The following is an 11,044-nucleotide window of genomic DNA, read 5'->3' as shown; positions in this document are numbered from 1 at the left end:
GCCGAGTACTTGTACGTCCCCAACGGGAACTCCTGTTCTCCGGATCATCACGATCCAAGTGTCCAGGGTGTCCACGTTCCGGGGGAAACCTCCCATCGGGTCGGCGACCTTGGTCTGTGCGACGCAGAACGCGACGAGCAGCGCGGTGCCCGTCGCCAGGCCACCGAGCACGTAGGGGTTGGTCCAGCCGGTCGAGTGGCCGCCGTAGGGCTGGATGCCGTAGGTGATCGAGGCGAGGAGGGCGCCGGCCCCCGCGGTGAAGGTGAGGTTGCCGAGCCAGTCGATGTGTCCTGGCTTGCGGCAGCCGATCTCGCGCAGACTGCGGTACGACCAGAGGGTGCCGGCCACACCGATCGGGACGCTCACCCAGAAGACGGCACGCCAGTCGATGGTGGCCAGCAGACCGCCGGCGAGCAGCCCCAGGAACTGGCCGGCGAGCGCGGTGATCTGGTTGATCCCCAGGGCCATCCCCCGTTGACGGGCGGGGAAGGCGTCGGTGAGGATCGCCGCCGAGTTCGCCATCAGCATGGCCCCGCCGACCGCCTGCACGATGCGGAAGCCGATGAGCCACAGGGCGCCGGGGCCACCGCGCAGCGGGTCGAGGGAGAGGGCGAGCGAGGCGCCCGCGAAGACCGCGAAGCCGAGGTTGTACATCCGGACCCGGCCGAACATGTCCCCGAGCCGGCCGAAGGCGACCACGAGCACCGCGGTGACCAGGAGATAGCCCAGGATCATCCACAGCAGGTAGCCGATGTTGCCCGGGGCGAGCGGGTCCAGACCGATGCCGCGGAAGATCGCGGGCAGCGAGATGATCACGATCGAGGCGTCGACGGACGCGATCAGCACACCCATCGTCGTGTTCGACAGCGCGACCCACTTGTACCGTTCACCCGTGACGCGTGCGGCGGCGTTGCCGGCCCGTGCGGCGTCCATGAGCACTCCCAACGTCGGTCGGGTCAGGCCGCGACGGCGACGTCGGCCCAGTGGACGGCGTGTCCGGGCTCCGCGCGGTCGCCGTGCGCGGCGGTGAGCCGGTCGATGATTCGCAGGCCGCGGCCGTGCTCGCCGCGGGTGCAGCCGGCTGCCCAGTCGCCCTCCGTGGCGGCAGGGCCTCCGTCGGAGACCTCGATGCGCACCCGCCGGGTGTCCGGGGCACGGCTCAGTCGGAGGTGCAGTGGGGGCTCGGCGTGTTCAACGGCGTTGGTGACGAGTTCCGAGACGGTCAGCAGCACCGTGTCGGCCGTCTCGTCGGTGACCCGCCACTGTGCGAGGACCGCTTGGGCGATCCTGCGGGCTGCTTTGGCGGCTTCCGGGCGGTGCGCCAGGGGCCACGCCCGGTCCGGTGCTCGCGGGCGCCGGGCAGCGGCCGGCCGCGGGGAGATGTGCGGGGCGAGGGAGTAGATCACGGTCATCACCTTCTTCCGGCGCCGTGGCGGCGCCTCGGTTGTGACCAGAATCCCTAACGATCCACTTCCCATCTATATCACTCACCTATATAGACAGTCAATATAGATGGGTGGTATAGATGAGGTATGGATGAGACACCCGAAGAGGGTCTCCCGGAGGTGGCGGCGGAGCTGAACGAGCTGGCCACCAGGTTGGTCAGACATCTCCTGTCGGACCGGCAGGGCATGAGCCTGACCACGGTCGCGGTGCTCGGCCGGCTGGGCCAGGAGGGTCCGATCCGGCTGACCGCGCTGGCAGCGGCGGAAGGCATCGCCCAGCCGTCGATGACCGCGCTGGTCCAGCGGCTGGAACGCCAGGGCCTGGTGTCACGGTCAGCGGATCCCACGGACGGGCGTGTCTGCCTCGTCGCCATCACGGATGCCGGGCACGAGCTGCTGTCCGAGCGCCGCCGCGCGCAGCGGGCCCGGGTGACCGGCCTGCTGGCCGAGCTGCCCGAGCAGGACGTGCACGCGCTGAGCGAGGCCGTGCACACGGCCCTGCCCATTGTCCGCCGCATGCTCCGGGACGGCCCGTCGCCCCGCGCCACTCTTGGCGGAGCGGCTTCCTGAGCCTCCGGGCCGCGCTCTTCGGCGTCTCCTCCCGCAGGCGGTGGGATCCGCTCCGCTGCCCCGGCGCACGCCAGGCCCCGGTCCTGCCACCTGCCCTCCTGACGGACTACCGGAAGGGCGGAGAACCATGAACACCATCTCGGCATCGGGCATCGAGGTGCCGTCGGTGCAGGTACCGGACTACCCCATGCCCCGGGCGGCCGGCTGCCCGTTCGACCCACCGCCGGCCCTGCGAACCCTGCAGGCCGAAGCCCCGATCAGCCGGGTGCGGCTGTGGGACGGCAGCACCCCGTGGCTGGTCGCCCGTTACGAGGACGTGCGGGCCCTGCTGTCCGATCCCCGGATCAGCTCGGAGAGCACCCACCCGCACTACCCCCACCAGAGCCCGGCCGCGAAGGAGCGCCGGACGCAGTCGCGGACCTTCATCACCATGGACGATCCGGAGCACGCCAGGCTGCGCCGGATGGTCACCGCGGCCTTTTCCATCAGGCAGGTGGAGGCGATGCGGCCGGCCATTCAGAAGATCGTGGACGATCTGATCGACGTCATGCTCGCCGAGCCCAAGCCGGTCGACCTGGTCCAGGCGTTCGCGCTGCCGGTGCCCTCACTGGTGATCTGTGCGCTGCTCGGCGTCCCGTACACCGACCACGACTTCTTCCAGGCCAACAGCAGGATCCTGGTCAAACGGACCACGACGCCGGCGCAGGCCCGGGCGGCCACCCAGCAGCTGGTCGACTACCTGGACCGGCTGATCGGCGACAAGCTCGCCCACCCGGCTGACGACCTGCTCTCCACGCTGGCCGGGCGGGTCAGGGACGGCGAGCTCTCCCGGCGCGAAGCGGCCAACATGGGGATGCTGCTGCTGATCGCCGGGCACGAGACCACGGCGAACATGATCGCACTGGGCACCCTGGCCCTGCTGCGACACCCTGATCAGCTGACCCGGCTGCGCGCGAGCGAGGATCCGAAGGCCGTCGCCTCGGCGGTCGAGGAGCTCCTGCGCTACCTGACCATCGTGCACGGCGGACGGCGCCGCGTGGCCCTGGCGGACATCGAGATCCGCGGGGTCACCATCCACGCCGGCGAAGGCGTCGTCCTCGCCAACGACATCGGCAACCGCGATCCCGCCGCCTTCCCCGACGCCGACCGGCTGGACGTCGGCCGCAACCCCCGCCACCACGTGGCCTTCGGCTTCGGCGTCCACCAGTGCCTGGGCCAGCCGCTGGCCCGGGTCGAGCTGCAGGTCGTCTACGGCACCCTCTACCGCCGCATCCCCACCCTTCGGCTCGCGGTGGCCCTCGACCGGATCCCGTTCAAACACGACGGGACCGTCTATGGCGTCTACGAGCTGCCCATCACCTGGTGAGCGCGGCCAAGTGCCGCGCGGACGAGGAGGATTCCGATGAAGGTCATCGTCGACCAGCACAAGTGCGTCGCCTCCGGCCAGTGCGTCCTGACCGCACCCGAGGTGTTCGACCAGCGTGAGGAGGACGGCATCGTCGTCCTGCTCACCGAGACCCCGCCCGACCACCTGCTCGACGACGTCCGGCAGTCCGCCACCCTCTGCCCGGCCCAGGCGATCTGGCTGGCGGAACAGGAGAATCGGGAGGGCGAACAGTGAAGCGGATCGTCATCGTCGGGGCCTCGGCCGCGGGCCTGACCGCGGCCGAGACCCTCCGCCGCCGGGGCTGGGACGGCGAGCTCACCCTGATCGGCGACGAGCCCCGTCCGCCCTACGATCGGCCACCGCTGTCCAAGCAGATCCTGACGGGCAGCTAACCCGCCGAGCGGGCTCTCCTGCGCTCTCCGCAGGACCTGGCGCGCCTGGCGGCCGACCTGCGCCTCGGACAGCCCGCCACCGCCCTCGACGTCGCGCACCGCCGGGTGCACCTGATCGACGGCGAGAGCATCCGCTTCGACGGTCTGATCATTGCCACGGGGGTGGTCCCCCGGCGCCTGCCCGGCAGCGACCTGGCCGGGGTGCACGTCCTGCGCACGCTCGACGACGCCCTCGCCCTGCGCGCCGCACTGCTTGCCGGGCCCAGGGTGGTCGTGGTGGGCGCCGGATTCCTCGGCACCGAAGTCGCCGCGGCAGCCCGGACCATGGGCCTGGAAGTGACTGTGGTCGAGCCGGAGCCGGTCCCGGTGCGCCACCCCTTCGGCGACCGCATCGGCGCCCTCGTCGCCGACCTGCACCGCGCCCACGGCACCCGCCTGCGCTGCGGTATCCCGGTGCGCCGACTGCGCAGCACAGGCGGCCGGGTGACCAGGGTGGAACTCGGCGACGACACCACGCTGCCGGCCGACGTCGTCGTCCTGGCCCTCGGCGCCACTCCCGCGACCGGCTGGCTGACCGGCTCGGGCCTGCGCCTCGCGGACGGGGTGGAGTGCGACGCGCTGTGCCAGGCCGCACCCGGCATCTACGCCGCCGGTGACGTCGCCTCCTGGCACAACCCGCACTTCGGCACCCGCATGCGACTGGAGCACCGGATGAACGCCACCGAACAGGCCATCGCCGCGGCCGGAAACCTGCTCGGCGACGCCACCCCGTTCGCCGCCGTGCCCTACTTCTGGACAGACCAGTACAACACCAGGATCCAGGCGTACGGCATCTTCCCACCCGACGCGGACCTGCGAGTCATCTCCGGCGACCCGTCCAACGGCCGCTTCACCGCCGCCTACGGCCACCGAGGAGTGGTGGCCGGCGTGCTCGGCTGGAACGCCCCCCGCGAACTGCGCATGCTGCGCCGGCTGGTCGTCGAACACGCACCCTGGACCGCCGTCACGGACGCCGGGCCGTGTCCTCCACTCGCTGTTGATCGTTGCTGGAAGAACATACGACCTCGAACACTTGGGGTGTACTCATGACATCCGCGTCCCCACGTCAGCGACCGATCCGCGTCGGTGTCGTAGGCCTGAGCGCGCGCGGCGGGTGGGCGGACACCGCCCATGTGCCGGCACTGACCGGGCTCGACGGTTACGAGCTGCGGGCCCTCAGCGCCAGCAGCGCCGAATCGGCGCGCGCGGCCGGCAAGAAGTACGCAGTCCCGCTGACCTTCAGCAGCGCGGAGGAACTCGCCCACAGCGAGGAAGTCGACCTCGTGGTCGTGACGGTGAAGGTTCCGCACCACCTCGAGCTCATCCGACCCGCACTCGAGGCGGGAAAGACGGTGTTCAGCGAGTGGCCACTCGGTGCCGACCTCGCGCAGGCCGAGGAACTGGCCGACCTCGCGCACCGCAGGGGGCTGCTGACGGCCGTCGGCCTGCAGGCCCGGTCGGCTCCACCGCTTCGGTACCTGCGCGACCTGGTCGCCGAGGGCTACGTGGGGCGGGTGCTGTCGACCAGCATGCTCGGCTGGGGCGGGCCCTGGGGCGCCACCTACGACGACGACCACGCGTACGTGCTGGACGTCACAAGCGGCGCCACCCTGCTGTCGATCCCCTTCGGACACTCGGTCGACGCGCTGACCATGGTGCTCGGCGAGTTCCGCGAGGCATCGGCTCACATCGAGAACCTGCGCCCCGAGGTCACCCACGTGACCAGCGGAGCGGTCGCGGCCAAGAGCACCGAGGACCAGATCGCCGTGACCGGTCTGCTCGAATCGGGGGCCGTGGCCACGATGCACTTCCGCGGCGGCACGTCCCGCGCCACCGGCTTCCACTGGGAGATCAACGGCACCGGTGGCGACCTCGTCGTGAAGGCCGACCACGACCTGTGGTGGATGGGGCGGCTGCGCCTGTACGGCGCCCGAGGCAACGACAGCGGCTTGGCCGAACTCCCGGTCCCCGCCCGCTACCAGCGGTCGCTGACACACTGGACCGAGCGATCCGCCGAGCCCGCCTACAACGTCGCCCATGCGTACGCGCTTCTCCGCGACCAGATCACCGGAACCCTCGCGCCGGACACTGACGGCGTTCCCGACTTCCAACACGCCGTCCGGCGGCACCGCATGCTGGAACAGATCCGAGAGGCGGCACGGACCGGCCGGAAGGTCACGCTCGCGGAGCAGCGCCCGTAGAAAGCTGCCCTACAGGCTGATGTGGCGGAAGCACTCAGCGTCAAGTATGAAGCCCACAGGGCCCAGGCACCACGAGGGCGCCGCAAAGCGCCCCCACCGCCATGACGGCATAGGCGGCCAGGCCGCAGCTCTCCGTCGCTCAGCCTCCGCCCGCCTCGGTGCTCTCGCGCCACAAGCCTCGTCGGCACGGCCCCGAGTCTGCGCGCTACTCGGGTCCGGCGGCCGGACCACGTGTCATATCGGGCAGGTACGTAACAAGCTGGAGCCGAGCGGCCGCGGGGCGACTGCCGAGAACTGCAACGGGAGGGGAGTGGCTCGGAGCATGGGCGACGGTGCAAAGGCGTCCGCCTTGACCGACTGCGAGTCGATCACACCCGCGCGCGGCTCCGCGTCCCGTCGTCGGCGCCGACAGCCGCGGCTTTGACGGCGGCAGACAGATCAACGGCCGCAAAGGGCGTCCACCCGTGAGGTCACGCCCTTCCGGAATCTTCCTGGCTTCTTCGGATTTACCGGGACGCTTCGACTGCAGCCTAATGCTCCAGATGTGATCTTCATGGTTGAAGGTCGGCTTGTCGGCGGTAGCGGCTGTGTCGGACGCGAGCTTGGTGGCGTCGGCGCCAGGTGGACCAGCGCAGTCGGTGGGCGAGGTCGTGAGCGGTCTGCGCGGTCAGGGCTGTGAAGAGGCGCTGGATCTTGTTGCAGGTGAGCGGGATCAGTCCGTCGGGGCTGGTCCCGTCGTCGGCCCTGGCCTGGCCCTGGCGTTCGAGGGCGGCGGAAATGGCGAGGAAGGCATGGGCGAGCAGGGCGAGGGTGACCCAGCGGCGCCAGGAGTCCCAGCGGCGGATGTCCGTTCTCACCGAAGCCGGTCGCCGTCTCATCCAACCCAGTCGATGCAGTCTGGGCCAGGCGCGCGGTCACCCGCCTGGAGTGCCTACAGTTGCGCCTGAACCCGAGCGAGTGGCCGTGTCAGTTTCTGAGGAAGTCGTTTCGTCGTGACCTCGGGAGCCGTTTCTCGGGGAGCGGCGTGATCAATGTCAGTGACCTTTGATGTCGCTCGTGTGCTGCGGGCCCCCGCTTGGGCATGATGAGCACCGGAACATCCCGTCGAGCGGGCGCGCCGCCGAGGCCGACACGGCCTGCGCCGACCTCGCGATTCACGTGCTCGGGAACAGGGGGCCACCCGCCATGAGGCCGCCGTCGACAAGGAGGATGTGCCCGGTGACGTAGCTCGCCTTGTCGGAACCCAGGTACTGGACGGCCTGGGCGATCTCCTCCGGGGTGCCCGGCCGGTGCATGGGCAGCACCGAATCGACCGCTTCACGCGCCGTGTCGTCGCCGGTGAACCGCTCGTACATGGGGGTCCGGGTGTAGCCGGGCGCGACCGCGTTGACCCGGATACCGTGAGCGGCGCCTTCGAGTGCGGCCGACTTGGTGATGCCGACGACGGCGTGCTTGCTCCCGACGTACAAGGCCGCCCCGGGATAGCCCATCAGGCCGAGGGTGGAGCTGACGTTGACGATGCTGCCTGCGCCCTGTTCCCTCATGATCCGGAACTCGTGTTTCAGACAGAGCAGTGTTCCCTTGACGTTGGTGTCGAAGGTGGCCTGGTAGGCCTCATCGGTCACTTCGGTGACAGGGCCGGGTGTTCCCTCGGTGCCGGCGTTGTTGAAGGCGACATCGATCCGCCCGAACCGCGCGACCGCGCGATCGACGAGGTCCTTCACATCGGCGTCGAAGCGGACGTCGGCACGCACGAACTCGGCCGGGGCGCCGAGGTCGGAGAGTTCCCTGACGAGCAGCTCACCCACGTCCTCGTGGCGGCCGGAGACCACGAGGTTCGCGCCTTGACGGGCGTAAGCGAAGGCGGTGGCGCGGCCGATGCCGGTGAGCGCGCCCGTGATGAGGACGACGGGATCAGACACGTCGAGGGTCCTTCCTGCAACCACCCAGGTGAACGATGGGTAAGCGGTTCGGAACCCCCACGACACTGGGTTCCTCTTCGGGCTGGGGCGTATTCGCCGGTACGCCCACAAGGAAGGTGTCTCAGCCGGACGACAGCCGCATCGGACCCGACCGTCGCATCCATCGAACGGCGGCACTCGACGACCCGTATGGCCCAGGGACGGTGGCCGGGACAGACGACCTGAGAGCGGTCGAGTGGGCGGGAGGCGAACGCCGAAAGCCCTTTGGAGGGCGCGCGGGTGCCATCGGGGCGGGGCACATCGAGGAGGACTTCGCCGCCTTGATCCTTGAGCAGGCCAGGAACCCCGGCATCAGGCTGGAAGCCCAGAACGTCCCTGTGGACGACGGCCTGTCACCGCACGCCTGACCGGCAATAGCTTGACTGGATTGGATGAGACGGCGACTGGCTTCGTTGAGAACGGACAGCGGACCTGGTGTTCGTCCAGGGAAGTTTGAGTGATGCCGGTCTCAGGGTGTCGGCCTGCCGAAACTGACCGTCTACGCATACACACAGGACACCCCTGGTGGTTGCCGCAGGCGGCAACACCGGCGTTGCGTAACATATCGTCAGAATTAGGCTAATCTCGCCGTGAATCGAGGAAGTGCCAGGCTGCTGTACCCAAGCCCAGGAACAGTGCGGAGTGCACCCCATGGCTGAACGCATCACCACCTTGCTCACAGACCTGCCCGCGTTGAAACAGCGCCTGGGCCGCACCGGGGTATGGCTCGCGTCGTTGTCCGCGGTGACGGCGGACGAGGAGCGGCGTGCCGTCGCAACCATCGAGGACCTCGGCTACGGGACGCTGTGGATCGACGAGCCCCCCATCGGGAAGGAGGCGCTGACCCATGCGGCCCTGCTGCTGTCCGCAAGCCGGCGCCTGATGGTCGCCACCGGGATCGCCACCATCTACGGACGCGACGCGACGGCGGCGGCCAACGGCGCCAGAACCCTGCACGAGGCATGGCAGGGCCGTTTCGTGCTCGGCCTCGGCGTCAGCCACCGGCCTCTCGTCAGCGCCCGCGGACACGACTCCAGCACACCGCTGTCCGACATGCGCGCCTACCTGGACGCGATGGACGCCACGCCCTTCTACGCGCCGAACCCCGAGCCGGTGCCCCGCGTGCTCGCCGCACTGCGCCCGAAGATGCTGGAGCTCGCCGCCACCCGGGCCCAGGGCGTTCACCCGTACTTCGTCACACCCGAACACACCCGCCGGGCGCGCGCAACGCTCGGCCCCGACCTGCTGCTCGCCCCCGAGCAGGCCGTGGTGGTCGACACCGACCCCGAGCGGGCGCGCGCCACCGCCCGCGCTTACGCGGCCGTCTACCTGCGCCTGCCCAACTACCTCAACAGCCTGCGCGAACTGGGCTTCACAGAGGCCGACTTCGACGACGGAGGCAGTGACAAACTCATCGACGCGGTCGTGCCCTGGGGCACCCCGGAGACGCTGGCCGAGCGCATCCGGGAGCACTACCAGGCCGGTGCCGACCATGTCGCCGTGCAGCCCATCGCCGACACCCTGCAGCGGCAACTGCAAGACCTGCGCCTCCTCGCCCCCGCCCTGATGCCAAGCTGAACCCGCCGAGCAGCCGCCCGCCGGCGGCAGCTCTCAGGCGGATATCCCCATCGGCGAAGACCGAGGACCTTCGCGCTCAGCCGCATGAAGAAGTGACCGGCGCCACTCAAACTTTGCTGACGCCGCTCAAACTTCCCTGTCACGGGACCAGCCGGTGGGAAGCGGATCATCTTCCGGTAGGTGAACTCGCACAGCATTTCGATGGCGTGTTCGCGTCCGTAGCCGCTGTGCTTGGTGCCCCCGAAGGGGGTGCTGAGAATGCCGCGGAAGTAGTTGTTGACGAGCACCATCCCGACGTCCAGCCGCCGGGCGGAGTCGCTGCACTGGCCGGAGGGGAACACCGCGGGGAAGCGTTCGGCCAGCGCGCCGGAGCGGATCGCGGCAGGTGCGCATCACCTTCGCCGTACACCGCGATGTTCAAACTCTGAGTCCGAGCGCCGCTGATCAGGGCCGCGGCCTCGTCCACATGCCGTGCCGCTTGCGGGTACCCGGGGGCTGGCCTGGTGCTTGGATGGTGGCCGGGCGAGGATCCGATCGTGCCGACGCGGTCACCATCGACGAGACCAACGGCAGCAACGCTACGATATCCAGGGGGGCACGCCCGCGCTGACCATCGACCAGCTCACGGCCATCGCCACGAACCTCAGCTGGCAGCAGCACTGACTGCCCGTCCACCGCTACCCACCCATCGCTCCGCCGGCCCGGCCGTCGCCGAGGCCGCCGGTCGTCGAAGCACTGCGCGCCCACCCGATCCTGGTCGAGGCCGCCGCCGGCAGCGATGGCCTGTGGAAGGTGGAGGAGCTGCGCGCGGCGCCCCGGGTATAGGTGGTGGTGCGCCGCAGCGAGGCCGGCCACGAACGGCGTAGGCGCAGGCACGGGCGGCCATCGCGGCGCTTTGCCTCGCGGACGGGGCGGCGTGGCTCCCGAGCGGCTGTGACGGTGGACGGCCGCCCTGGCGGGTGGTTCACCAGACCGGTCGGAGGCTGGCCGGGTGACCGCCGGGCAGGTGGTCGAGGTAGGTGCGCAGGTCGTGGTGGATGGCGTCGAGGCGGTCGGCGCCGATGAGTTCGGCCCATTGCTGCTCGGTCTCGCTCCACAGCTGGTCGGCGAGTCGGAGGTATTCCTGTCCTCGGTCGGTCAGTTGCAGGACGTGTGCGCGTCGGTCGGTGGGGTGGGGGTGGCGTTGGAGGTAGCCCCAGTCGGCAAGTTCGGCGACGGTCTTGGACGCGGATTGTTTGGTTACGCCAAGGTGGGCCGCCAGGTCGACCGTGGTGGCCCCCGGGTGGTCGGCGAGGTAGCGGAAGGCATAGCCGTGCGCGGGGCGAAGGGGCTCGCGCCCCGACTCGGCCAGTCGGGCGTGCAGATGGTCGGTCATGGCGCGGAAGGTCATCGCGAGCATCAGCGGCACCTCGCCGGCTCTGCGGTCCGTGCTACCGGTGGCCGGGTCGGGGTGGGTCTGCATGGCATTGCT

General features: G+C 70.0%; 12 protein-coding genes and 2 pseudogenes. 8 read left to right on the top strand and 6 right to left on the bottom strand.

All coding sequences use genetic code 11. From position 1 onward, the window contains the following. Together ACFVWU_RS32860 and ACFVWU_RS32855 are read right to left on the bottom strand one after the other, a co-directional pair. Positions 1–933, bottom strand: a 933-nt coding sequence (locus tag ACFVWU_RS32860; RefSeq protein WP_387627658.1) for an MFS transporter, incomplete at its 3' end; no start/stop codon positions are given. Between the two features lie 23 nt (positions 934–956). Then, entirely contained in the window at positions 957–1,406 is a 450-nt protein-coding gene (locus ACFVWU_RS32855; RefSeq protein ID WP_387627657.1) for an ATP-binding protein, read from the bottom strand. Positions 1,407–1,532: 126 nt separating this feature from the next. Here ACFVWU_RS32855 and ACFVWU_RS32850 point away from each other — a divergent pair, with 126 nt between their 5' ends. The 6 genes and pseudogenes from ACFVWU_RS32850 to ACFVWU_RS32825 all read left to right on the top strand — a co-directional run bounded on the left by ACFVWU_RS32850 (position 1,533) and on the right by ACFVWU_RS32825 (position 6,034). Next, complete coding sequence (locus ACFVWU_RS32850; RefSeq protein WP_387627656.1) at positions 1,533–2,015, top strand: MarR family winged helix-turn-helix transcriptional regulator; 483 nt, start codon at positions 1,533–1,535, stop codon at positions 2,013–2,015. Between the two features lie 127 nt (positions 2,016–2,142). Then, positions 2,143–3,381, top strand: coding sequence for a cytochrome P450 (locus tag ACFVWU_RS32845; RefSeq protein ID WP_387627655.1), 1,239 nt, complete (start codon positions 2,143–2,145; stop codon positions 3,379–3,381). 36 nt (positions 3,382–3,417) lie between these two features. Next, on the top strand, positions 3,418–3,636 hold the full coding sequence (locus tag ACFVWU_RS32840; RefSeq protein WP_387627654.1) for a ferredoxin: 219 nt from the start codon (positions 3,418–3,420) through the stop codon (positions 3,634–3,636). Further along, positions 3,633–4,514 (top strand): annotated as a pseudogene (locus ACFVWU_RS32835) (NAD(P)/FAD-dependent oxidoreductase); the annotation flags it as partial. The gene ACFVWU_RS32840 and the pseudogene ACFVWU_RS32835, both read left to right, overlap by 4 nt. Then, on the top strand, positions 4,488–4,883 hold the full coding sequence (locus ACFVWU_RS32830) for an oxidoreductase C-terminal domain-containing protein (protein ID WP_387627660.1): 396 nt from the start codon (positions 4,488–4,490) through the stop codon (positions 4,881–4,883). The pseudogene ACFVWU_RS32835 and the gene ACFVWU_RS32830, both read left to right, overlap by 27 nt. Next, positions 4,880–6,034 carry a Gfo/Idh/MocA family protein gene (locus ACFVWU_RS32825; protein WP_387627653.1) on the top strand — a complete coding sequence of 385 codons (1,155 nt, stop codon included), beginning with the start codon at positions 4,880–4,882 and terminating at the stop codon, positions 6,032–6,034. The genes ACFVWU_RS32830 and ACFVWU_RS32825 overlap by 4 nt, the downstream gene beginning before the upstream one ends. A gap of 551 nt (positions 6,035–6,585) precedes the next feature. On the opposite strand, the pseudogene ACFVWU_RS32820 reads toward ACFVWU_RS32825, so the two are convergent. Both ACFVWU_RS32820 and ACFVWU_RS32815 read right to left on the bottom strand, forming a co-directional pair. Continuing rightward, positions 6,586–6,879: pseudogene (locus ACFVWU_RS32820) on the bottom strand (IS701 family transposase); the annotation flags it as partial. A 309-nt stretch (positions 6,880–7,188) separates the two neighbouring features. Continuing rightward, positions 7,189–8,022, bottom strand: a complete 834-nt coding sequence (locus ACFVWU_RS32815; protein WP_387627652.1) for an SDR family NAD(P)-dependent oxidoreductase — start codon at positions 8,020–8,022, stop codon at positions 7,189–7,191. On the opposite strand from ACFVWU_RS32815, the gene ACFVWU_RS32810 reads away from it, so the two are divergent. Then, complete coding sequence (locus ACFVWU_RS32810; RefSeq protein ID WP_387627650.1) at positions 7,992–8,363, top strand: hypothetical protein; 372 nt, start codon at positions 7,992–7,994, stop codon at positions 8,361–8,363. The two genes, ACFVWU_RS32815 and ACFVWU_RS32810, sit on opposite strands and share 31 nt — an antisense overlap. Before the next feature lie 283 nt (positions 8,364–8,646). Beyond that, positions 8,647–9,573 (top strand): TIGR03620 family F420-dependent LLM class oxidoreductase, encoded by a 927-nt coding sequence (locus ACFVWU_RS32805; RefSeq protein WP_387627649.1) that lies wholly within the window; start codon positions 8,647–8,649, stop codon positions 9,571–9,573. Here ACFVWU_RS32805 and ACFVWU_RS32800 read toward each other — a convergent pair. Then, on the bottom strand, positions 9,468–9,914 hold the full coding sequence (locus tag ACFVWU_RS32800) for an aldehyde dehydrogenase family protein (protein ID WP_387627647.1): 447 nt from the start codon (positions 9,912–9,914) through the stop codon (positions 9,468–9,470). The genes ACFVWU_RS32805 and ACFVWU_RS32800 overlap by 106 nt on opposite strands. 623 nt (positions 9,915–10,537) lie before the next feature. Next, positions 10,538–11,035: a MarR family winged helix-turn-helix transcriptional regulator gene (locus ACFVWU_RS32795; RefSeq protein WP_387627645.1), complete on the bottom strand. Its 498-nt coding sequence runs from the start codon at positions 11,033–11,035 to the stop codon at positions 10,538–10,540. Positions 11,036–11,044 lie beyond the last annotated feature (9 nt).

The sequence above is a fragment of the Kitasatospora sp. NPDC058190 genome, from assembly GCF_042883685.1.
Classification (GTDB): Bacteria; Actinomycetota; Actinomycetes; order Streptomycetales; family Streptomycetaceae; genus Kitasatospora.
Note: the sequence above shows the minus strand (reverse complement) of the source record. Positions and strands in the feature narration are given on the sequence as shown.